Below are 21833 nucleotides of genomic sequence, written 5' to 3'. Positions count from 1 at the left end.
CCCCACGCCGAGCACCGTTCCCCGCGCCGAGCACCGTTCTCCGACCACGCAGTGCGCCGCATCATCTACCGACCATGTGCGGCTACCGGCGCCACCGGTCCGACCGGCGACTCGGGCGCGAGTGCAACGCTGCCCTATGCTGTGGCCGACGAGACGGCCGCCACCGAGCGACGGCGTCTGGGGAAAGGCGATCGGTGTCCTCCTACTTCGACTGCTTCATCGCAGGTGATCACGAAGCCGCCAAGCATCTGGTGGCGGATGCCCTCAACTCGCAGGGCCTTGTCGTCGAGGTGCAACCAGACGGCAACTGGTATGCACGACGCGGCAACCTGACCACGACGATGTTCGTGGGCGCGCTGGCCGGCGACGACTTCCAGGTCACGTTCGGCGTGCAGTTCTTCGTAGATGCCACCGGGCAGCTCGTCGCGCGCCTCGACAAGAACCTCGCGATCGGCTTCTTCAAAGGCGGCATCTGGGGACTGAACAAGATCGACACCGCGTTCGGGCAGACATCGGTGGCGCTCTACAACACCCTGCTGGCGGCCGGAGTGCTCACGAACACCGCTGAGGGCTGAACGCACAGCCGACCGGTGCGGTGCACGCCGTGCTGCCCATCACACCCTGTTGCCCGTCACGCCGCGCGAGCGTGATGCTCCGCGAGCGCCGGCCCCTCCGCGTCTCGCTCGCCGGCACAGTCCGCGCACAGCCAGAGCGTGACGCCGTCGTCGCCTTCCACTTCGACAATGGCGTCGGCAGCGCAGTCGGCGCAACGGTGTGTCGCGAGCAGCAGGTCCAGGTCGTCGCCGGCACCCGCATTCTCGATGATGAACTGCTCGTCTCGCGTCATGTGTCCATGGTGCGACCCACCACTGACAGGCGATGGAGGCGCGACGGGGAATGCCCGCATTCCTGGTCCCTCACCGGGTAGCTGCGCCGATTGGGCGCCGCTGCGCCACCTCTCCGGGCGCGGCAGCACCCAATTGGCGCAATCGGCGATTGCGTACCCGCTCGACGCCATCGCGGAGCGACGAGCCGACGGAGAGTGTGGTGCCCGAAGGGCTACCGGACGGCCGCGGCGATCGCGTCGCGGAGCATCCCGTCGTGATCGTCCAGACGGCGCACAGCGTCGTCGCCGTCGAGCCCGGTGACGACCACGAGGATCGCCGCCTTCACCCACCCGTCCACGGCCGTCAGTGCACGGGCTGCGGTGGCGGCATCCGTTCCGGTGGCGAGCATCACGATGCGCTCAGAACGCGCTCGGAGCTTCTCATTCGTGGCTCGCATGTCGACCATGAGGTTGCCGTAGACCTTGCCGAGACGCACCATCGCGAGTGTCGAGATGGTGTTGAGCACCATCTTCTGCGCCGTCCCGGCCTTCAGCCTCGTCGACCCCGTGACGACCTCGGGTCCGACCACGGTCTCGATGGCGACATCGGATGCCTCGCCGATCGCCGATCCCGCGTTGCACGCGAACCCTACGGTCGAGGCGCCGCGATCCCGCGCCCGCTTCAGGGCGCCCAGCACGTACGGCGTGCGCCCGGATGCCGAGATGCCGACGACCGTGTCGTGCTCGCCGACGTCGAGCTCGTCGACGTCGGCGGCACCGGCGACGTCATCGTCTTCGGCGTTCTCTACGGCGGTTCGGATGGCTGCGTCACCGCCGGCGATCACGCCGACGACCCTGGAAGGGTCCATTCCGTACGTCGGAGGGATCTCGCTCGCGTCGAGCACGCCCAACCGGCCGGGCGTTCCCGCACCGACGTAGATCAGGCGGCCGCCCGCGCGCATTCCGTCCACGACCAGGGTGACGGCTGCTGCGAGCTGCGGCGCGCAGGCGGCGACGGCATCCGCGACGGTGTCGTTCTGAGCGCACATCAGGGCGATCTGAACGTCGAGGGGCAGCAGGTCCAGCTCGCGCGTCGCCTCGTTGACCGCTTCGGTGGCGAACGAGTTCAGCCGTTCGCGCAGCTCGCCGCGTTCATCGGAATCCGGCGTGCTCGTCGTGTCTGTCATGCCTACACCGTACGAGACTTCGGGCATCGTCCCGTCCTCCCCAGGTGAGGCATCGCCGGAGTTGTGCACGTTCCCGCCTCCGTGCCTCTCGAGGTGGTCGGCACCCTGCGAACCTTCCGGGCATGACGAGCATCCATCACCACCGCGCACACCCCCGCCGCCGTCGACGCCCAGCGCTCATGGCACTGCTGGTGATGCTCGCAGCGCTCGGGGGTGCTCTGCTGCTGCCGACTCCCGCCCACGCCGTGGGCGCGACCGGGACCGGCGTCGGATTCTGGTCGTCGGATGGCTGGTGGATCGGGTCCTGGTCGCTGGCCGACGGCACGCGCGGATTCTGCATCGACCTCGGCGGCCGCGCACCGACCGGGTACGACCTCGATCCGACGGATGCCGCAACGCTCGGCCGATTCTCCGACGACGACCGTGCGCGCCTTGCCTATGTCTCGAGGGCATGGGCCGGGACCGACGATCAGGTGACGGCCGCGGCCGCCCAACTGGCGACGTGGACCATCACCGGACTGAACGGACACAGCCTCGAGGAACTCGCCGCGAGAGCCGGCGACCGGGCGGGCGCGGTGCTGGTCCGCACACGCAGCATGCTGGCGGAGCTGAACGGCCCGTCGGGCGCCTCCCGCTCCATCGCCGCCAGGCTCTCCATCGACCGCGGCGACACCGGCGCGGGCTCCCTCGTCGCGGCACTCGACGTGGACTTCCTGGCCGGATCGACCTCCGCACCGCCTGACACCGTCGAAGGGGTCGCGACCGTGCAGGGCGCGGCCTTCGCCGACGGATCGCATCAGCAGCGAGTGCGCAACGGCGTTCCGTACCCGCTGACGCCGGATGCCGGAACGGCGGTGATGAACCTCTCGGCGTCCGTCATGTTCTCGAACCAGTCGTTCGGAGCCGCCGTCATCGTGGCGCGCGCAGAGCCGGGCGTGCAGAGCGTGCTCACCGCCTCGCCCGGCCGGGCTTCCGCGCAGGCTGACGTCTCTGCACAGCGGCCGTCGTCGCTCCCGTTCCAGCCTGTGGTCACGACGAAAGCCAGCGACGCGGTCGCAATGACGGGCACCGCGGTGCACGATGTTCTGCAGGTCGGTGCCGGCGAGGGGCAGGGCACGGAGCCCGAATGGGGTGTGTACGGCACCGACGGCGGACCTTACGCACCAATCCCCGTCACGGTTCGCAGCCGGTTGCTCGGCCCGTTCGCCACGCCACCGGTGGCGTCTGCCGATGCGCCGGCCGACGCCGCCACGGTCTGCGAGGTGACCACGCTCGTCGACCACGGGCCAGGCGAGTACTCGACACCACCGTGCACGATTCCGAGTGCCGGATATTTCGTCTGGGTCGAGACGATCGCGCCAGACGACACTGCGCCTGAGCAGGGGCGCGCCCGCATTCAGCCCTGGACGTCGCGATTCGGTGAAGTCGCGGAAACCGTGGTTGCGAATGCTCCGCCGGTTCGAGCTGTAGGCGAGGAAGCACTACTCGCCGAGACAGGATCGGCTGACGGCCCGCAACGCACCGCCGCAGCGCTGGCGGCGACCTCCGCGCTGCTGATCGGGGTCTCCGTGCTGTGCGCTCGATGGGCGCGCCGCACCGCACGTCGCCTGCCGCGGAGACGTACACAGTGAGTGGGGCTGCGTACCGAGCCGCGCAGGGTGTGCGGAGCCGCCCATGGTGTGGGTTCCGAGCGAAGATGGCGGATCCCGCGACAGTCAGCGGACATTTGGCGAATCCGCCAACTACACGGAGCCTCTCATGGTGGAAACCAAGCTCACGCCCAGCTGAGTTCCAGGCTGACAGGGCGCTTACCGTACCCTGCGTGCGATATCACCGTCCGGGTCTTACGTGCATCGCAGCGCCGCGACGACGTGCGGCCGCGAGCTCGACGACGTTCCGCACGGTGAAGGACCGCTAATCGGTCGGCGCGCGCTTCGTGAGGCGGGACCGTCCTGGCGTGAACAGCACTTGTCGAGCTCGGAGGGTATGTTGCTCGGCGAATTCGTGCGGGTGTAGCCAGACATCGTCGACGACGAGGCCACCGCCCATTCCTCCTACTGCGACGCTCCCGACCGGCAGGTGCTCCACAGTGATTTCGAGCATGGAGGGATCGTTCCAGACTGTCGCGTCGAGTTCCGCTGCAAGCTACGCAAGCGCCTCGTCGCTGCACCGGATCAGTCGAAGTGGCACGGTCAGGTAGATGGTGCCGCCGCCGTCTCCGGAGATCACTATGGCTGAGTCGGGGTCGCTGCGCGCTTCCTCCCACGACTTGTAGACGCGGGCCTGGCGGCCTTCGCTGTCGGCGATCAGTGCACGCAGCGGCGAGGTCGGGAGGCCATCAGCGCTCATGCCAAGACGCTAGCGCGAGGCAAGTCGTCTCGATGCGCGATCCACTTACGGGCGAATCGGCCGGACGACCTGCATTAACGCCAGGACATCCACGCCATGAATACGGCCATGGCCACTGCAAGAACGCCGGCGATAAGAAGCTGCGTCTCCCGGTGAGTCGCGTGTCGGTCTCCACCGACAGCAGGCCTGCCGCTCAGTTCGCGGCTTCGACGTCCGTATGTCATGTCCTGACCCCCGCCCTGATGGGGAGTGTACGCCGCGCCCGAGTGCGCTGATCGAACGCCGTCGCATTCGCCCGCTGAGGGATACGTTTACGTGCTGGGAATGTACTCGTGGAGGAATCCTGGGATCGCGCGGGCGATCAAGTCGAAGTCGTGGTCCGCAGTGAGTACCGCGGCGTCGTTCGCGCGCGCCCAGGCAGCGATAAGGATGTCGACGGCGCCGACGGCGCGGCCCATGCCGTGCCGAAAGAGGGCCTGCTGGATGTCCAGCCCATCCTCCAGGGCGGGCCTGTATCGCGGCCGTGCCAGCAGTTCCATGTCCTCGCGCAGCTCGGCGTACTCGTCCGCGTTTCGAGCCGCGAAACAGTACTCAAGGACTTGCGGAGGGCAACTCAGAATCATCTCGTGCGGGTCCGCGGCGATCTCCTCGATGCGCCGGCGCACGCCCGGAACACTGTTCGCCCGCGCCCAGACGCTGTTATCGACGATCCATTCCGTCACCGGGTAGCACCGTCGGTCGCCTCGGGAGGATTCTCGAAGCGATCCGGTCCGAAGCCACGAGCAAGGATGCGGGCCACCGCCTCACGCTTCTGCTCGACGCCAATCGCTACATCGATAGCCCACGACACGGCCTCGCGATTGGACGCGGCACCGGTCAGATCGCGCAGCAGACGCAGCCTGCCCTGGTCAAGATCCAACGACGTCATAGCCATCCCAACCACCTCCGCCACCATTATATGTCACTTCATATGGATCTGTGCGGTAGCGGATCCCCTTGTGAAACACGGAACCGCTGGGCGCGTACTGGTGCAGGATTCGCCATCTTCCGTGGAATCCTCGGTCAGAATCGCTGCCAAGTAGCGTGGAATCCCCAGCCTCCGCCGCCATCTCCGCTCGGAACCTAGACATGGAGGCGAGCGGGCTCGCAGGCGAGACGCGGGCTCTCAGGCGACCGCGCGGGCTCTCAGGCCGAAAGCTTCTCGATCGGAGCGATCTTGATCAGCAGCTTCTTCGCGCCCGCCTTGTCGAACTGCACGTGGGCCACCCGCTTCGTGCCCTCGCCGGTGACCGCGGTGACGCGCCCGTCGCCGAAGTCCACATGACGGATGCGATCGCCGGGCTCGAGCGTGAGGTCGCCGTTGTCCCGCACCTGCGCCGTGACCCGGTTCGGCCATGCGCTCACCGGGATCGTCGGCTTGGCGCCGAACGAACCGCCCGCGCCGGTCAGGCCGCGATCCGGCCCACGCTCGGAACGTCGTGCGTTCAGCGCGCGGGACTGCGTGCCGCCGCGGGAGTTCGCGAACCCTGGCGACTGTTTCCAGTCGATGAGCTCGGCCGGGATCTCCTGCAGGTACCTGCTCGGCAACGCCACGGCGACCTCTCCGAACTGCGCACGCGTCATCGCCAGCGAGAGGTACAGCCGCTTGCGGGCTCGCGTGATGCCGACGTAGAACAGACGGCGCTCCTCGGCCGGTCCACCCGGCTCGTTCGCCGACATGCGGTGCGGCAGCAACTCCTCTTCGACCCCTGTGATGAACACGGCGTCGTACTCCAGACCCTTCGCCGTGTGCAAGGTCATGAGCGACACGGTGCCGCTGGCGTCGTCGATCTCGTCGGCGGCCGCGACCAGCGACACCTCTGTGAGGAACTCGACGAGTCCGCCCTCAGGGTTGTTGCGCTCGAACTCCTTCGTGACCGCGACGAGCTCCTCGACGTTCTCCGCGCGCGCCTCGTTCTGCGGATCGCGACTCGCGCGCAGGGCATCCACCAGTCCGGAGCCCTTGATGAGGTGCACGAGAACGTCGCTCACCTTCGCGGTAGCGGAACCCGGGGAGCCGGCACCGGCATCCGGGGCGATCATGACGGCACCGGAGTCGAGGAGCGTCGCCAGTTCGACGATCGCCTTCGTCACCTTGGCGCCGAGGCCGAGAGACGCGGCATCCCGCATCGCCTGACGAAAACTGAACCCGTTCGCCTCCGCGTAGCCCGCAAGCTGCGACTCGGTGGCCGGTCCGATCCCGCGCTTGGGCGTGTTCAGCACGCGGCGGAGCGCCATCTCGTCCGACGGGTTGGCGACGGCGATGAGGTAGGCCATCGCATCCTTGATCTCGGCCCGCTCGTAGAACTTGGTGCCGCCCATGATGCGGTACGGAAGCGCGGAGCGGATGAAGATCTCTTCCAGCGCACGCGTCTGAGAGTTCGTGCGGTAGAAGACGGCGATCTCGTTGTAGGGGATTCCCGCCGAATGAAGCTTCTCGATCTCGTCGGCCACGAACTGGGCCTCATCGTGCCCGGAGTAGCCGGTGTAGCCGACGATCTTCTCACCATCGCCGCCCGCGGACCACAGCTTCTTGTCTTTGCGGTCGAAGTTGTTTCCGATCACCGAGTTCGCCGCGGACAGGATGTTCTGGGTCGACCGGTAGTTCTGCTCCAGCAGCACCACCTTGGCGCCAGGGAAATCGCGCTCGAACTCCGAGATGTTGCGGATGTCCGCACCACGGAATGCATAGATCGACTGATCCGAGTCGCCCACCACTGTCAGCGACGCGCCCGGCACGCGGCCGGTGGCATCCACCAACCCGCGCATGGTGAAGTCCTTCGCCTCGAGCGAGGCCACCTCCTCCGGCTCGATCGGCTCCGTGAGCGCGTGGACGAGCTCGTACTGTGCGTGGTTCGTGTCCTGGTACTCGTCGACGAGGATGTGGCGGAAGCGTCGCTGATACAGCGCGGCAACGTGCGGAAACGCACGGAACAAGTACACGGTCTGGCTGATCAGATCGTCGAAGTCGAAGGCGTTCGCCCGCTCGAGATCTCGGCTGTACTGCCGGAAGATCTCGAGGAACATCGCCTCCTTCGGATCCGACCGGTTGGCGGTGCGGGCGAACGACTCGGCATCCGACAGCTCGTTCTTCAGCTTCGAGATGCGGGCTGCAGCACTGCCGGGCGTGAAGCCGAACGTGTCGGCCTCGAGCTCCTTGATGATGCGCTTGAGCAGCGCCTTCGAGTCGCCCGCGTCGTAGATGGTGAAGTTGCGGTTGTAGCCGAAGTGCTCCGCCTCTCGCCGCAGGATGCGCACGCACGCCGAGTGGAAGGTGGAGATCCACATGCCCTGGGCGCTCTCACCGACCAGCGACTCGACACGTTCCCGCATCTCGGCGGCCGCCTTGTTCGTGAACGTGATCGCGAGGATCTGACTCGGCCACGCCTCGCGGTTCGCCAGCAGGCTCGCGATGCGGTGCGTCAGCACCCGCGTCTTTCCGGAGCCGGCGCCCGCCACGATCAGAAGGGCCGGACCGCGGTACTCCGCCGCCTCGCGCTGCTGCGGGTTGAGGCCGTCCAGCAGCGAATCCCCGCCCACATTCGGCCGGAACGCGCGCTCGTCGACGCCGACATCCACCCCGTCGAGAATGATCGGAGCGGATGCCCGAAACGCTTCGGGGTCGCGTGTCGCGTCGTCGAGAACAGGGGTGTCGGAAGGCGTCGTCATGCTGCGTCAATGATAGGCGGCACGGCTGACACGCTCCGGGTCGCCTCCGCGCCTCGCACCGTTCAGCACCAGTACTGCACACGTAGGGGGATCGCCGACTGGAACTTCGCGCGATGTGCCCATCATCCGGTGATGCAGCGACGAAATGATGGTTCCAGACAGGCCACGTCCTGACCTTTCGTTGGACATTCGCTGGGGGCTCCCCCAACAGGTCGGGTCGCCGCGTTCTCCGCTACGGCGAGCCGAGCGCGTCGCGCGCGACCGACGCGAGGTCAGGTTGGTCGGCGAACACGCCGTCCACCCCGGTCGACATGATCAACTCGAACTCTCCCGCCCAGTCGCCGTAGTGCTCGGGCGCCTCACCACGGCGGAACGGTTCGTCGAGGAAGCGGTTCTCGGCCCGCAACGTCCACACGTAGATCTGCAGCCCGGCACTGTGCGCGCGATCCACGAGATCCGTCGCGTCGGTGCGGTCGGCATCCAGCAGCAGTGTCTTGTCCACACTGATGCCGTCGATCGCGTCGTCGCCGGTGGCGGCGGCGAGCTCGTACAGCCCCGCCTCGTCGATCTCCTGGGCGTACGTCTGCGCCGCCGCCCCGTCTCGGGCGACAGCGTCATAGGGCGCACCATCGGCCTCGACCAGATACACCGACCTGCCGTGAACGCCCCGCGCCCGCACTTTGGCCAGTACGGTGCGCTCGAACGACTCGACCACGAGTCTCGCGTGCCGGTCGTTCCATACGGCTTCCCGAACGGATGCGGCGAACAGCTCGTCCAACGGCAGGCCGAGGCTCTCGAAATAGGTCGCATGCTTCAGCTCGACGACCAGCCCGAGGTCGCGGCCGATGCGTTCGGATCGCCGGTCGACGAGTTCGAACAGGTCGGAGAGCCTCATCACCGAGTAGCTGCCGTCGAACGTCGAACTGGGCTGACGCACCGCGGGGAGCCGTTCGACACAGCGCAGCGTCGACAGTTGTTCCCACGTGAAGTCCTCCGTGAACCATCCGGTGAGAGAGGCGCCGTCGACGATCTTCGTGGTTCGCAGGTGCTCGAAGTCGGGGCGGGATGCGACATCCGTCGTCGTCGAGATCTCGTTCTCGTGCCGGAGCACCAGAACCCCGTCCTTGGTCGCTACGACGTCGGGCTCCACGGCATCCGCACCGAGCGCGAACGCCAGCTCGTAGGCCGCACGCGTATGTTCCGGCCGGTACCCAGGAGCGCCTCGATGGCCGATGATCATGGGCGCGGAGGTCATGTCTTCACGATAACGAGCAGGCATGGCAACCGGCCGAACCCCCGTTCTAGGTACGACCATGCCGACCTGTTCGCCGCTGGCGGAGCGCAGGCCGAAGGTGCACAGCAGAACCCCAGCCCGAACATCGCCCATCTTCGGTAACGTTTCACCATGGCTCTCTCCAACCCCGCGTTTTCGCGCAATCCGGCCTTCAAGCCGAACAATCCCGCGGCCGGTGCCGCGACGGCGACGGAGACGAATACGCTCGCCACTGCCGAGGGCATCCAGTCGCTGTATGACGCCCCGGCGGCGACGTCGACCGATACCGGCCGCATGACCTACGAAGACACCATCGTCAAGACGGTGCTGCTCTTCGCGGTCATCCTCGCCACCGCCGTGGTGGGCTGGTTCTTCCCGGTGCTCACGTTCCCCGGCGCCATCGTCGGCCTCGTGCTCGGGCTCGTCAACTCGTTCAAGCGCAAGCCTTCGCCGGCGCTCATCCTGTCGTACGGCGCAGCACAGGGCCTCTTCATCGGTGGCATCTCGGCCATCTTCGAGCAGCTGTGGAACGGCGTCGTCATTCAGGCGATCCTCGCGACGCTGGCCGTGTTCGCGGTGACGCTCGTGCTGTTCGCCAATGGAAAGATCCGGGCATCCGCTCGCGCCACGAAGGTGTTCCTGGTCGCGTTGATCGGTTACGCGGTGTTCGGCGCGGTGAATCTCATCGTCATGATGTTCGGCGGCTTCGGCCCGGCCACGACGGGCGGCCCCTTCGGCATCTACTCCATGCACGTGCCGTGGTTGTTCAACATTCCGCTCGGCGTGCTGATCGGCGTCTTCGCCGTCATCCTCGCCGCCTACTCCCTTGTGCTCGACTTCGACTTCATCCAGAACGGTGTCAAGAACAGGGCTCCGCGCGTGATGGGCTGGTACGGCGCGTTCGGCCTCGCCGTCACGCTGATCTGGCTGTACGTCGAGTTCCTGCGCCTCTTCGCGATCATCGCGGGCGGCGGCGGGCGCAACTGACTCACCGAATCGCCGCACACCAGGGGCCGCTCTTTGTGAGCGGCCTCTGGCATGCAGTGGATGAATGAGATGACGCTCTAGAGTCGACGGCGGACAAGGAGCGCAAGTGGTGCACAGGCCGGAAGCGGAGAGCGGCACGCTGTCGCGCCTCGACAACGTGCCCACGAGGGCAGGCGCTCTCCGACGTCCGGGCCGCACGAACGAGGAACCGCGTCTTCGGGTTCTGCGCAGCGGCGACATCATGTTCGGCCGGCAGAAGCTGACCGAGGTCGAACTCAGGCAGATGCTCACGGCCCGGGGACTCGTGCTGCCTGTGCCGACGAAAGCGAAGTACGACGAGACCACCGAAGATCTCACCGGATGGCGGTTCATGCTCGTTCCGCGGTGGTTCGGCATGGCGGTGGCCGCCGCCGCCTACGTGGCCATCGGCGTTGCGGTGATCGCTGCCGCGATCGGCTGGATCGTCTCCGACGTAGACCGAGGAGACGTCAACGCGATCGACTCACCGATGGCCTATATCGTCGGGACGCTGCTCTACCTCACGGTCGGTGTCTGGATCTTCGTCTGGGTCGTGCGCGAGAAGCACCAGAAGGTCAACCGGTTCGACCCGAGAACCTGGATACGCGAGCTCTGTCGCATCAGCCGACGTGCACGAAAGCCGCTCACCGACTCCGACATCGAGGATCAGCTCCTCGATGCCTGGGAGCGCAGCACCGAGACACCCCCAGCCCTGTCCGCCCCGTTATGATCGAGAACCCGCCCCGTTTCAACTGCAGAAGTGGCGCTCAACGTAGCCCTATGAAGCCACTTCTGCAGTTGAAACCGACGTGCTGAGGTGATGGCGCTCAGTCGTCGTGCGCGCCGGTGGCCATGCCTGCGGCGATCGCGTCCATCACTGTCGAGTCCGCGAGCGTCGTGACGTCGCCGATCGGACGGTTCTCGGCCACATCGCGCAGCAGTCGCCGCATGATCTTGCCGCTTCGCGTCTTCGGCAGCTCGGCGACGATCATGATCTGGCGCGGGCGGGCGAGCTTGCCGATCTGCACGGCGACGTGCTCACGCAGCTCGGACACGACATCCGCTCCACCGTCGCCCGCCTCGGCACGAAGGATGACGAACGCCACGATCCCCTGCCCGGTCACCTCGTCGCTGGCACCCACGACGGCCGCCTCTGCGACCTTCGGATGCGAGACCAGCGCTGACTCGATCTCCGTCGTGGAAAGACGGTGGCCAGAGACGTTCATCACGTCGTCGACGCGTCCGAGCAGCCACAGGTCGCCGTCCTCGTCCTTCTTGGCACCGTCGCCGGCGAAGTACACGCCGGGGAATCGCGACCAGTACGTGCTCACGTACCGCTCGTCATCACCCCAGATCGTGCGCAGCATGCTCGGCCACGGCTCGGTGATGACGATGTAGCCGCCCTCCCCGTTGGCGACCGGTACGCCCGCCTGGCTGTAGACATCCACCGAGATGCCCGGCAGGGCACGCATCGCCGCGCCCGGCTTGCCGGCCGTCACCCCCGGCAGAGGGCTGACCATGATCGAGCCGGTCTCGGTCTGCCACCAGGTGTCGACCACTGGTGTGCGGTCGTGGCCGATGTGGTGGCGATACCACACATAGGCCTCCGGGTTGATGGGCTCTCCCACCGACCCGATCACTTTCAGACTCGACAGGTCGTACTTCGCCGGAATCTGCGCACCCCACTTCATGAGCGTGCGGATGGCCGTTGGCGCACAGTACAGCTGCGTCACCTTGTACTTGTCGATGATCTCCCACCAGCGGCCCTGGTGCGGAGAGTCCGGGGTTCCCTCGTACATCACCGATGTGGTGCCGTTGGCGAGCGGTCCATAGACGATGTAGCTGTGGCCTGTGACCCACCCGATGTCCGCGGCGGTCCAGTAGACATCCTGATCGGCCTTGAGGTCGAAGACGGCCCACTGCGTGTACGCACACTCGACGAGGTACCCGCCCGAGGTGTGCAGAATGCCCTTCGGCTTGCCCGTGGTGCCCGACGTGTACATGACGTAGAGCGGATGCTCCGAGTCGAAGAACTCCGCCTCGTGCTCCGTGGATGACTGCTCCACCGTGTCGTGCCACCACACGTCGCGGCCGTCGACCCAGTCGACGTCCGAGCCGGTGCGCTTGACGACGAGCACCGTGTCGACATCCGCGCCGTCGGCGATCGCCTGATCGACCGCGGGCTTGAGGGGCACCGCGTTGCCCTTGCGGTACGCCCCGTCGGCCGTGATCACGACGCGCGCCTGGCAGTCGGCGATGCGACTGCGCAGCGACTCGGCCGAGAATCCGCCGAACACCACGGTGTGCGGTGCCCCCAGCCGGGCGCAGGCGAGCATCGCCACGACCGTCTCCGGGATCATCGGCATGTAGATCGCGACCCGGTCGCCGGTCTTCACGCCGAGCTCGGCGAGAGCGTTCGCCGCCTGGCAGACCATCTCGGTGAGCTGGCGGTACGTGATCACCCTGGTGTCGCCACGGTCACCCTCGAAGTAGTACGCGACGCGGTCGCCGAGCCCGGCCTTCACATGCCGATCGAGGCAGTTCACGGCGACGTTCAGCCTGCCGCCCACGAACCACTTCGCGAACGGCGGGTTCGACCAGTCGAGCGTCTGGTCCCAGCGGGTCTCCCAGTCCAGGCGCCCCGCCTGCTTGTCCCAGAAGGCGAGTCGGTCGGCATCCGCGTCGGCGTAGGCATCCTGTTTCACGTTCGCCTGCCCGGCGAACTCCGGAGATGGTTCGAACCGTCGGTTCTCGCGCAGCAGGTTGGCGATGGTGGGTTCCTCGAGATCCGTCATCGCGGTCATCCCTTCGACATCGGCACGAGTGGGAGCACCGTGCGCTTGTAGGTGAAATTGGTCACGGTCGCGAACGACGTGTACCAGGCGAGCAGCGCTGTGAGCACGCCGAGGTATCCGCCGATGTAGTTCCACGGGCTGGCCCCGACCCAGGCGCCCAGCACAAGCGCGATGTACGTGAGCGTCAGCACGACGAACACGAGGAACACGAAGAGGTTCGTGCGGAACGACGCGATCGTCATGTAGCAGGTGAAGATCGCCCAGGCGAGCAGATAGAGCCCGACGCCTTTCGCGCCGTCGGAACCCAGCTTCGTCGACGTCTCCAGGTACCAGAACGACATCCAGAATGCGCCGTATGAACAGAACGCCACAGCACCGAACGTGTTGTGGTTCGCGAACTCCCAGATCCCGGCGATCGCCTGGATGGCGCCGCCGTAGAAGAGGGCGAGACCGAGTACGACGCCGCCGACATCGGCGGGCACCCAGCCTGCGTTGACCACGCTCAGCACGAAGGTGGTCATGCCGAAACCTGCGAGTCCGAGGCCCGCGGGATCGCCGAACGGAACGTGCAACGGTCTTGGCGCAGACTCCGTCGCCGGTTCGGGAGGAACGGAAGCGCGATGCGCTTGCGGTGTGGACATAGAGATCACAACTCCTCAGTGGCCAGGCATCATCGCCGGTCATCGTTTCCACGCTACGCCCGCCACGCGCATCCGGATCATCGAGTTCTCACAGGCCTCTCATTGAACTGAGGATTCCTTACGATCGATCGATTCGAGGCGCGCTGATCGCCATGGCGCGGGGCACTTTGCTGCTGAGGAGAATGAGCTGCATGCCCGACGATGATGGATCGGCGCCAGGGGACGAGCGACCGAGCAGCGGCGACGACGACGACCAGACCGAATCTCGGCGCTGGCTGACGCCCGGCGTCGTGTCGGTCGGCGCCGCGAGCTTCTTCTCGGATTCCGGCCACGAGATCGTCACCAGCGTCTTTCCCGCGTTCCTCACCGGCGTCCTCGGCGGAACGGCAGCGTCGCTGGGCGTGATCGAGGGTGTCAGCGATGCGTTGATCGGCGTTGCGAAGGTGGCGGGTGGCCCGCTCGCCAACGATCCGGCGCGCAGGAGCAGGCTGGCGACCGGCGGCTACCTGGTCACCGCGGTCGCGACGGCTGCCATCGGTCTGGCGACGGCGGTGTGGCAGGCGGGGCTGCTCAGGGCACTGGCATGGGCGTCCCGCGGCATCCGGTCGCCCGCACGGGACTCCCTGCTCAGCTCCCTCTCGAACCCGCGCGCCTTCGGACGCTCGTTCGGCCTGGAACGGGCAGGCGACAACCTGGGCGCCGTGGTGGGTCCACTCGTCGCCTCCGTGCTCGTCGCCTGGCTCGGGCTACGGCCGACGATGTGGTTCGCGCTCGTTCCGGGCATTCTCGCCGCCGTCGCCATCACAGTCGCAGGGCGCGAGGCGCACCGCCACCACCGGGACCGGGTTCGAGCGCCGTTCCGGTTGGAGCTGAAAGCGCTCCGGCAAGCCGGGCTCGCCCGCCCGATGCTCCCTGTGCTGCTCTTCGAGTGCGGAAACCTGGCGACCACCCTGCTGATCCTGAGAGCCACGGATGCCCTCAGCGCAGACGGCGTGGCCGGCGCCGCATCGCTGGCGATCATCTTGTACGCGGCGCACAACGCGATCGCGGCCGTGGTCTCATTCGTCGGCGGAGCATGGCTCGACCGGATCGGACCGCGGCCGGTGTTCGCCATGGGCGCCGCCGTCTACGTGGTGTCGTACCTCTTCTTCGGGCTCGAGGTGTCGGCGTGGCCGCTTCTCCTCGTCGGGTTCCTGCTCGCCGGGGCCGGGATCGGATTCGCCGAGACCGCCGAATCGGCGCTCGTGGCCCGGGCGCTGCCCGATCGGCTGCGCGGCAGCGGATTCGGCGTGATCGGCGGCATCCAGGCGGTAGGGAACATCGTCGGAACCGTGGTCGCGGGCATACTGTACACGGTTCTCTCACCGGCCGCGGCCTTCAGCTACGCAGCGGCGTGGATGCTGCTTTCCGTCGCCGCGTCGGTACTCTTCACGAACCGGACCGGGCTCTTCGCGAACCGGTCCGGCGATCGGCCAGGCCGATGACGGACGGTCGTCGTCTTCGGCGTGCTACTCCCACTCGATCGTGGCCGGGGGTTTCGAGGTGACGTCCAACGTCACCCGGTTCACTCCCTCGACCTCGTTCGTGATGCGGTTCGAGATGCGCGCCAGCACGTCATACGGCAGGCGGGTCCAATCGGCGGTCATCGCATCCTCGGAGCTCACAGGACGCAGCACGATCGGATGCCCGTAGGTGCGTCCGTCGCCCTGCACGCCCACCGAGCGCACGTCGGCCAGCAGCACGACGGGGCACTGCCAGATCTCGCCGTCGAGACCGGCGGCGGTGAGCTCGTGCCGCACGATGGCATCCGCTTTGCGCAGCAGCTCGAGTCGCTCGCGCGTCACCTCGCCCACGATGCGGATGCCCAGCCCCGGCCCCGGGAACGGCTGCCGAGACACGATCTCCTCTGGCAGCCCCAGTTCGCGGCCGACGGCACGCACCTCGTCCTTGAACAGTGTGCGCAACGGTTCGACGAGATCGAACTGCAGGTCTTCGGGCAGGCCGCCCACGTTGTGGTGGCTCTTGATGTTCGCGGTGCCTGTGCCACCGCCGGACTCCACCACGTCGGGGTAGAGCGTGCCCTGCACGAGGAAGCGGATCGGGTCGCCCGCAGCCTTCGCTTCATCGACGAGTTCGCGCTGCACCTTCTCGAACGCGCGAATGAACTCGCGCCCGATGATCTTGCGCTTCTCCTCGGGGTCGCTCACACCGGCGAGCGCATTCAGGAACGTGTCGACCGCGTCGACCGTGATGAGGCGCACGCCGGTCGAGGCGACGTAGTCCTTCTCGACCTGCTCGCGCTCCCCCTCACGCAGCAGCCCGTGGTCCACGAACACGGCGATCAGCTGATCGCCCACCGCCTTGTGCACGAGGGCGGTCGACACCGCGGAGTCCACGCCGCCGGAGAGCGCGGAGAGCACGCGCCCCGTTCCGACCTGCTCGCGGATCGCCCTCACCTGCGTCTCGATGACGTTCTCGCTGTTCCACTCCGCCGGGATGCCGGCGGCGCGGTGCAGGAAGTTCTCCAGCACCGCCTGCCCGTGAGCCGAGTGCTTCACCTCCGGGTGCCACTGCACGCCGTACAGCCGTCGCTCGTCGCTGGCGAAAGCGGCGACCGGCGTGGAGTCGGTCGAGGCGAGCACCTCGAACCCTTCCGGCGCCTTCGTCACCGAGTCGCCATGGCTCATCCACGCGGTCTGCTCGGCGGGCTGATCGGCCAGCAGCGTGCCGGCATCCGTCACCCGAACATCGGTCGAGCCGTACTCGCGCGCGCCGGTTCTGGATACCTCGCCGCCGAGCGCCGTGGCCATCACCTGAAAGCCGTAGCAGATGCCGAGCGTCGGAACTCCGAGTTCGAAGATGGCCGGATCGAAGCTGGGCGCGCCGTCTTCGTAGACGCTGGACGGGCCACCGGAGAGCACGATGCCGGCCGGGCTCTTCGCCGCGACCTCTTCGGCCGTGATGGTGTGCGGCACGATCTCCGAGTACACGGATGCCTCGCGCACGCGTCGAGCGATCAGCTGAGCATACTGCGCCCCGAAGTCGACGACGAGCACCGGGTGCTCGCCCGCCTGGGCATGCCGGTCATCGATCGTCGTGCCGGCCGCGTCGGTCTCGTTAATGGGATGCCTCCACGGTGCTCGATGTCGCCTTCGACTTGACGGGGTTCTCGGCCAGGAACTTGTGCACCTGCCGGGTGATGAAGTGCTCGACGATGAACGACATGAACGGCACGACGCCGCCGAGCGCGATCTGCACGAACTTCGTGAACGACATGCGCATCAGCGACCACAGCCTGAAATCGGCGATGAGGTAGAGCACGTACAGCCATCCGTGCGCGATGAGGATCGCCGTGGAGACATCGAGCCCTGGCAGGTCACCGCTCGCGGGGTTGTACGGCACGAACGCGAGCACCGGATGCCCTGGCGCGAACGCGTACAGCGAGTAGCCGATGCCGTACTTGACGATCATCTCCGCCACCAGGAGGAGCAGCATGATTCCGGTGATATACGCCGTCACGCGATAGAAGGTCAGGGCGCCAGGGAGCTTCGGGATGTCCACCGCGCGGGGCCGGGCCGAGTTGGCCGATCGCAACTGCTCGATCGTGCGCTTGAGGAGGCTTCCGCCGTCCTCGTTCTGGGGGGAGTTCGGCATGGCTTCAGTCTAAGTTCTGCTTGCTGGAGGCTTCCCACGCGGCGAGCGCCTCCGCGTACTCCTCCTCGGCGTCTTCGCGCTGCTTCTCCCAGGCATCTTTCACGAGCCGGTACCAGAGGAAGATCGCGAACCCGGCGAAGATCGCCCACTCGGCCGCGTAGAAGATGTTCAGCCAGTCGACGGTGGCCTGCACGATCGGCGGCGGCGAGTAGATGGAGTCGAGGCCCGCGGGCGGTGTGCCGTGCTCGACGAGGTATGAACTGTAGATGTCGGAATCGCCGATGCCGTGCCAGAGGTTCACCAGCGCGGAGACCGACATGTCCTTCATGACGAACGGGTCGGTGTTCGCCTTCGGAGCCTCCGGCGCTTCGGAGGGCAGCAGCCGTCCGGCGAGCGTGACCGTCGTGGGGTCCTGCGCTTCGAGGCGCCCGATCGCCGCCTTCGCCTTCTGCGCGGTCGGCGCCCAGCCGCGTGCGACCGCGAGCTGCGCGGTGTTGCCCTTGACGTCATCCGCCGAGGGGGTGAACCGGGCGATCACCCAGTAGCCGGCCGTTCCGTCGTTGAGCCTGCCGGCGAGCATCCCGTAGTCCTGCGACGCGAAGGTGCCTCGCGTGCGTACGAGCTGGCCGACGCCGGCATCCGTCGGCGGCGCGTTCACGGTGGCTACCGCGTTCAACGGCATCACCGTCTCGGTCGGATGCTCGACGACATGCCCCGACTGCACCGCGCGTTCCAGCTGCCACTGCCCGAGCCACGCGAAGGCGGCCGCGATGGCGAGTGCGAACACGAGCGCGGCGATCCACTTCGGGCGCACCATGGTGCGCCCGAGTGACTCAGCCCTCGGCGGAACGGGCTTGCGATGCACAGCGGTCGACGTCACGGGGTTCCGCTGTGCCGTGTCGTGCTCCGCGGCGCTCTGCTGAGTCGTGCCCGGCTGTACCGTGCCCTGATCGTCTGGGCCCGCCGCCGGTCGGGTGTCACCGGAGATGTCAGTTCTGCTTTCGTGTCTGGTCGTTGTTCGTCTGCCGCATGGCCTGCTCGATGACGCGATCGAGATCCGCGCGGCTCTGCTCGCCGCCGGCGTCGTCAGTCGTAGGCTCCTGCCCACGGCTGACGGCCTCGACGAGGTCGATCTCCTCATCGAGAACGGGATCGCGTTGTTTCACGGCCGTTCTTCGACGCGGCCGGATCAGTGCAACACCGATCCTCTCAGAGTTGGCTGTGAGCACGGGCCCGAGGATCGCCATGATCAGCACGTAGAGACCGGCGAACGGCTCCAGCTTCTGGTTCAGTCCGGCCGCCAGCGAGAGCGTCGCGAGGATCAGCGTGAACTCGCCGCGGTTCATGAGCACCGCGGCGATGTTCAGGCCGGCACGGGCATCCAGTTTGTTGAAGTACGCGATCAGCTCGCCGGAGAGAACGTTCAGCGCCACGGTCATCACGATGGCGATGAGCACGATCCAGGCGACGCTGCCGAATTCGGCGATGTTCAGCGCGAGGCCGAAGTTGAGAAAGAAGAACGCGGCGAACACGTCGCGCAGCGGTATCGAGATGCGCTCGACCTTGCCGGAGAAGCGGGTCGCGCCGAGCACGAGGCCGATGAGGAACGCGCCGATGGCATCCGTCACCCCGATCAGCTCGCCGATGCCTGCGAAGAGCAGGGCAAGGCCGAAGAACAGAATGGTGAAGAGTTCGTCGTCGCGCGTGCGGAGGAACCGCGAGACCACGCGTCCGCCCCATCGCGCGACCGTGAACATGGCGACGAGGAACGCCGCCGCGATGGTGAGTTGCAGCACCACGGGCCAGAACTGGGTCTGACCGCTGAGCACGACCGAGACGATCGCCAGGTAGACCGCGATGAACACGTCGCCGATGACCGTTGCCCCCAGGATGGCCGGGGTCTCGTTGTTCGCCAGCCGCCCGAGCTCGATCAGCATCTTCGTGATGATCGCGCTCGACGATGTGCCCACCATGCCGGCGATGATCAGGGCCTCACGTGTTCCCCAGCCCACCATCTCGCCGAACAGGAATCCGGCACCCATGTTCAGCACGATGTAGGTGCCGCCGGAGATGAGCAGGCGGCCTGCATTGCCGAAGAACTCGTCCTGGTCGAACTCGAGGCCGAGGTTGAACAGCAGCAGGATCAGGCCGAAGACGGCGATCAGACCGATGTCTGCCGTGTCGAAGTTGAGCGGGAAGAAGCCGGTGTGCGGGCTGGCCAGCAGGCCGACGATCATGTAGATCGGAATGGCCGGAAGCCGCACCAGCTTGCCGAGGCGCCCGAGCACGTACGCGATCACGAACAGCGCGCCGAGCACCATGAGATCCGTGGCCACCGAGTCGGTTGCGTGCGGTGCGCGGGCGGCCAGCAGCGACGCGGGGTGGGTGCCGAGCAGCGCTGCGGGGTGGGCATCCGGATGCCCGTGCGCGGCGACGCGAACCACGATGTCGTCACCGAAAGAGGAGAGGAACGCGGGCACGGCGGCGACGGACACGATCACACCCCGGGCGGAGCGTCAGCGAGAGCCGGCTTGGCCACCTCTCCGGTGCGGAAGTAGGTGAACGCCTTGGCGACCTTCTCCGGGGACCCCGCGACGACGAGCGTGTCGCCGGGGAAGACCTTGAAGTCCGACGCAGGCGCCGGGTTCGTGGAGTCGCCGCGCACGACGGCGACCACGGTGAGACCGACCATGCCGACCTCCGCGGGGCTGCCGAGCCGTTGGCCCGCGATGTAGTCCTCGTAGTCGACCGTGAACCAGTCGATCGAGAGGCCGGGGATCTGGTCGAGCGCGGTCAGTGATTCCGTGATCTGGGTACCGCCGAGCAACTCGGCAAGGGTGTGCGCCTCGTCTTCGTTCAGCCGCAGCGACACCTTGGTGACGTTGGTCGCGTCTTGGTCGTCGGAGAAGGTGATCAGATCCGAGTGTCCGGAGCGGTGCGCGATGACTCCGACCTTGCCGCCGTCGTCCGTCACGAAGGTGTGCAGCACACCGACCCCGGGAAGCTTCACTCGTCGAACATCAACCATCGTCAAGGACTCCCGTGCATTTGCGTGGTTGCAAGTCTAGCCAGCGGTCCACGACCCGCCCTCGTGCCCGGCTGCGCCCTGGGTGAACGCGACGTGCGGGCCGGCGCCGACTATGCCAGGCACCCGGCACCGACTACGCCAGGCACCCGGCGCCGACGCCAGGCCCCCAGCGCCGACGGCAGGCACCCGGCACCGCGACTACGCCAGGCCTCCAGCGCCAACTGCGCCAGTAGTCGGTGTTTGCGCCACGTCGCCTGGCGCAAACACGAAGAACTGGCGCAATCGGTGCCGGACAGCATCCGCGGTCTCCGTCCACAAGTTGCCGAGTGGGATACTTTCCACAGATCGCCGCCGGGCGCACTCGCATCCGCACCCGTCAGCTCAGCCTTATGGCATGCCCAATGCATTCGTTACGCCGTACAGCGGTGCTGTGGTTCTGGCTCGCGACCTGAGAGAGGCAGGGGCGTATGACTCTGCCCGTGCAGCCGCAGCGCCGAATGCGCTCACCCGCCTGAGACGGGGTGCGTATGTGCCGACGTCGGCGCTCTCCGGCCTGCAGCAGGCGGAGAAGCACGCACTTCACGTGCTCGCCGCAGCCGCAACTCGAAACAACCCCGTCGTCACCGGCATCTCTGCCGCGATCCTCCAAGGTCTTCCTCTCGTCGGATACGTCCCCGAGTCGATCCAACTCCTCGCCGCTGGTACGAGCGGGCGGCGACGAAACGGCGTCGTCGAGATCCCGCGGTGGCCGTCAGCGAGCATCGTCGACGGCGAGCCGAGGGTGACGGCGCTTCCCGACACGCTGATCGAGGTGTGCCGCACGGCGCCGTTCCTGACGGCCTTGACCATGGTCGATCACGCGCTCAAGGTTGACCGCTATGGGATACGTCCGCCGTTGACGACTCTCGAGGCGCTACAGGAGTCATTCGAACGACGGACGCCCTTCCGCGGTTTCGCCCGGGTGCAGCGAGTGCTCTCATTCGCCGTCACGGGAGCGGAATCCGCGTTCGAGACTCTGAGCAGGTTCACGATGCGAGAAATCGGCTTTCCGAAACCGATCCTTCAGTACCCGGTGACCCTGTCGAACGGGCAAACGGTATACGGCGACTTCGCATGGCCACAGTTCCGAATACTCGGCGAGGCGGATGGCTGGGGAAAGTATGTCGACCCACGTTACGGAAAAGCGTCGCTCACGGAGCGAGTCCGTTCCGAGAAGCAACGAGACAACGCTCTACGACGAGTGAATTGGACACCCGCGCACTGGGAATGGGATGACGCATGGCAGCGCGACCCAATGGAGGCGATCCTCGTGGATGCCGGTCTTCGCCGAGTCGATCGTCGCAGAACCCTGCGATGACTCGCATGCG

Annotated in this window: 21 protein-coding genes; 6 read left to right on the top strand and 15 right to left on the bottom strand. The window is 66.9% G+C overall.

Annotated features, from left to right (window positions below; genetic code table 11):
* The first annotated feature begins 194 nt into the window (after positions 1-194).
* Complete coding sequence (locus ACYVDK_RS07975; protein ID WP_460520428.1) at positions 195-575, top strand: hypothetical protein; 381 nt, start codon at positions 195-197, stop codon at positions 573-575.
* Between the two features lie 56 nt (positions 576-631).
* On the opposite strand, the gene ACYVDK_RS07970 is transcribed toward ACYVDK_RS07975, so the two are convergent.
* Together ACYVDK_RS07970 and murQ are read right to left on the bottom strand one after the other, a co-directional pair.
* On the bottom strand, positions 632-847 hold the full coding sequence (locus ACYVDK_RS07970; protein ID WP_460520426.1) for a hypothetical protein: 216 nt from the start codon (positions 845-847) through the stop codon (positions 632-634).
* A 212-nt stretch (positions 848-1059) separates the two neighbouring features.
* Entirely contained in the window at positions 1060-2013 is a 954-nt protein-coding gene (gene murQ, locus ACYVDK_RS07965) for an N-acetylmuramic acid 6-phosphate etherase (protein WP_460520424.1), read from the bottom strand.
* Positions 2014-2135: 122 nt separating this feature from the next.
* Between murQ and ACYVDK_RS07960 the strand changes: the two genes are divergently transcribed.
* Positions 2136-3644 (top strand): hypothetical protein, encoded by a 1509-nt coding sequence (locus ACYVDK_RS07960; RefSeq protein ID WP_460520422.1) that lies wholly within the window; start codon positions 2136-2138, stop codon positions 3642-3644.
* A gap of 283 nt (positions 3645-3927) precedes the next feature.
* Here the strand turns inward: ACYVDK_RS07960 and ACYVDK_RS07955 are convergent, their stop codons facing one another.
* From ACYVDK_RS07955 to ACYVDK_RS07930, 6 genes are all read right to left on the bottom strand, one after another.
* On the bottom strand, positions 3928-4116 hold the full coding sequence (locus ACYVDK_RS07955; RefSeq protein ID WP_460520420.1) for a hypothetical protein: 189 nt from the start codon (positions 4114-4116) through the stop codon (positions 3928-3930).
* Positions 4117-4158: 42 nt separating this feature from the next.
* Positions 4159-4362 (bottom strand): hypothetical protein, encoded by a 204-nt coding sequence (locus tag ACYVDK_RS07950; RefSeq protein WP_460520418.1) that lies wholly within the window; start codon positions 4360-4362, stop codon positions 4159-4161.
* Positions 4363-4673: 311 nt separating this feature from the next.
* Positions 4674-5084 carry a PIN domain-containing protein gene (locus tag ACYVDK_RS07945; RefSeq protein ID WP_460520416.1) on the bottom strand — a complete coding sequence of 137 codons (411 nt, stop codon included), beginning with the start codon at positions 5082-5084 and terminating at the stop codon, positions 4674-4676.
* On the bottom strand, positions 5081-5314 hold the full coding sequence (locus ACYVDK_RS07940) for a hypothetical protein (RefSeq protein ID WP_460520414.1): 234 nt from the start codon (positions 5312-5314) through the stop codon (positions 5081-5083). Before ACYVDK_RS07940 ends, ACYVDK_RS07945 begins: the two co-directional genes overlap by 4 nt.
* A gap of 233 nt (positions 5315-5547) precedes the next feature.
* Complete coding sequence (locus ACYVDK_RS07935) at positions 5548-8070, bottom strand: ATP-dependent helicase (protein WP_460520413.1); 2523 nt, start codon at positions 8068-8070, stop codon at positions 5548-5550.
* A 232-nt stretch (positions 8071-8302) separates the two neighbouring features.
* Entirely contained in the window at positions 8303-9325 is a 1023-nt protein-coding gene (locus ACYVDK_RS07930; RefSeq protein WP_460520411.1) for a glycerophosphodiester phosphodiesterase family protein, read from the bottom strand.
* Positions 9326-9475: 150 nt separating this feature from the next.
* Between ACYVDK_RS07930 and ACYVDK_RS07925 the strand changes: the two genes are divergently transcribed.
* Together ACYVDK_RS07925 and ACYVDK_RS07920 are read left to right on the top strand one after the other, a co-directional pair.
* Positions 9476-10330: a Bax inhibitor-1/YccA family protein gene (locus ACYVDK_RS07925; RefSeq protein WP_460520409.1), complete on the top strand. Its 855-nt coding sequence runs from the start codon at positions 9476-9478 to the stop codon at positions 10328-10330.
* Between the two features lie 109 nt (positions 10331-10439).
* Positions 10440-11078, top strand: coding sequence for a hypothetical protein (locus ACYVDK_RS07920; protein WP_460520407.1), 639 nt, complete (start codon positions 10440-10442; stop codon positions 11076-11078).
* A 97-nt stretch (positions 11079-11175) separates the two neighbouring features.
* Here ACYVDK_RS07920 and acs read toward each other — a convergent pair whose 3' ends face one another.
* Positions 11176-13143 (bottom strand): acetate--CoA ligase, encoded by a 1968-nt coding sequence (acs, locus tag ACYVDK_RS07915; protein ID WP_460520405.1) that lies wholly within the window; start codon positions 13141-13143, stop codon positions 11176-11178.
* Between the two features lie 5 nt (positions 13144-13148).
* Positions 13149-13664, bottom strand: coding sequence for an acetate uptake transporter (locus ACYVDK_RS07910; protein WP_460520403.1), 516 nt, complete (start codon positions 13662-13664; stop codon positions 13149-13151).
* 311 nt (positions 13665-13975) lie between these two features.
* On the opposite strand from ACYVDK_RS07910, the gene ACYVDK_RS07905 reads away from it, so the two are divergent.
* The gene (locus tag ACYVDK_RS07905) at positions 13976-15268 is read left to right on the top strand and encodes an MFS transporter (RefSeq protein WP_460520401.1); all 1293 of its coding nucleotides are present in this window, start codon (positions 13976-13978) and stop codon (positions 15266-15268) included.
* Between the two features lie 24 nt (positions 15269-15292).
* Here ACYVDK_RS07905 and guaA read toward each other — a convergent pair whose 3' ends face one another.
* The 5 genes from guaA to ACYVDK_RS07880 all read right to left on the bottom strand — a co-directional run bounded on the left by guaA (position 15293) and on the right by ACYVDK_RS07880 (position 20448).
* Positions 15293-16876: a glutamine-hydrolyzing GMP synthase gene (gene guaA / locus ACYVDK_RS07900; RefSeq protein WP_460520766.1), complete on the bottom strand. Its 1584-nt coding sequence runs from the start codon at positions 16874-16876 to the stop codon at positions 15293-15295.
* Positions 16877-16901: 25 nt separating this feature from the next.
* Positions 16902-17438, bottom strand: a complete 537-nt coding sequence (locus ACYVDK_RS07895; protein ID WP_460520399.1) for a DUF3817 domain-containing protein — start codon at positions 17436-17438, stop codon at positions 16902-16904.
* A 4-nt stretch (positions 17439-17442) separates the two neighbouring features.
* Entirely contained in the window at positions 17443-18318 is an 876-nt protein-coding gene (locus ACYVDK_RS07890; protein WP_460520397.1) for an SURF1 family protein, read from the bottom strand.
* Positions 18319-18427: 109 nt separating this feature from the next.
* Positions 18428-19933, bottom strand: coding sequence for a cation:proton antiporter (locus tag ACYVDK_RS07885; RefSeq protein ID WP_460520395.1), 1506 nt, complete (start codon positions 19931-19933; stop codon positions 18428-18430).
* A 2-nt stretch (positions 19934-19935) separates the two neighbouring features.
* Positions 19936-20448: a cation:proton antiporter regulatory subunit gene (locus tag ACYVDK_RS07880; protein ID WP_460520393.1), complete on the bottom strand. Its 513-nt coding sequence runs from the start codon at positions 20446-20448 to the stop codon at positions 19936-19938.
* Positions 20449-20860: 412 nt separating this feature from the next.
* Between ACYVDK_RS07880 and ACYVDK_RS07875 the strand changes: the two genes are divergently transcribed.
* Positions 20861-21823: a hypothetical protein gene (locus tag ACYVDK_RS07875; RefSeq protein WP_460520391.1), complete on the top strand. Its 963-nt coding sequence runs from the start codon at positions 20861-20863 to the stop codon at positions 21821-21823.
* Positions 21824-21833 lie beyond the last annotated feature (10 nt).

This window comes from Humibacter antri, from assembly GCF_054777235.1.
This window is presented reverse-complemented; position numbering and strand designations above follow the sequence as displayed.

Coding starts and splice junctions, on each gene's coding strand:
- ACYVDK_RS07930 (WP_460520411.1), bottom strand. CDS start 9,325: ATGACCTCCGCGCCCATGATCATCGGCCATCGAGGCGCTCCTGGGTAC.
- ACYVDK_RS07950 (WP_460520418.1), bottom strand. CDS start 4,362: ATGAGCGCTGATGGCCTCCCGACCTCGCCGCTGCGTGCACTGATCGCC.
- ACYVDK_RS07970 (WP_460520426.1), bottom strand. CDS start 847: ATGACGCGAGACGAGCAGTTCATCATCGAGAATGCGGGTGCCGGCGAC.
- ACYVDK_RS07955 (WP_460520420.1), bottom strand. CDS start 4,116: ATGCTCGAAATCACTGTGGAGCACCTGCCGGTCGGGAGCGTCGCAGTA.
- acs (WP_460520405.1), bottom strand. CDS start 13,143: ATGACGGATCTCGAGGAACCCACCATCGCCAACCTGCTGCGCGAGAAC.
- ACYVDK_RS07935 (WP_460520413.1), bottom strand. CDS start 8,070: ATGACGACGCCTTCCGACACCCCTGTTCTCGACGACGCGACACGCGAC.
- ACYVDK_RS07960 (WP_460520422.1), top strand. CDS start 2,136: ATGACGAGCATCCATCACCACCGCGCACACCCCCGCCGCCGTCGACGC.
- ACYVDK_RS07875 (WP_460520391.1), top strand. CDS start 20,861: ATGCCCAATGCATTCGTTACGCCGTACAGCGGTGCTGTGGTTCTGGCT.
- ACYVDK_RS07895 (WP_460520399.1), bottom strand. CDS start 17,438: ATGCCGAACTCCCCCCAGAACGAGGACGGCGGAAGCCTCCTCAAGCGC.
- ACYVDK_RS07925 (WP_460520409.1), top strand. CDS start 9,476: ATGGCTCTCTCCAACCCCGCGTTTTCGCGCAATCCGGCCTTCAAGCCG.
- ACYVDK_RS07910 (WP_460520403.1), bottom strand. CDS start 13,664: ATGACCACCTTCGTGCTGAGCGTGGTCAACGCAGGCTGGGTGCCCGCC.
- murQ (WP_460520424.1), bottom strand. CDS start 2,013: ATGACAGACACGACGAGCACGCCGGATTCCGATGAACGCGGCGAGCTG.
- ACYVDK_RS07905 (WP_460520401.1), top strand. CDS start 13,976: ATGCCCGACGATGATGGATCGGCGCCAGGGGACGAGCGACCGAGCAGC.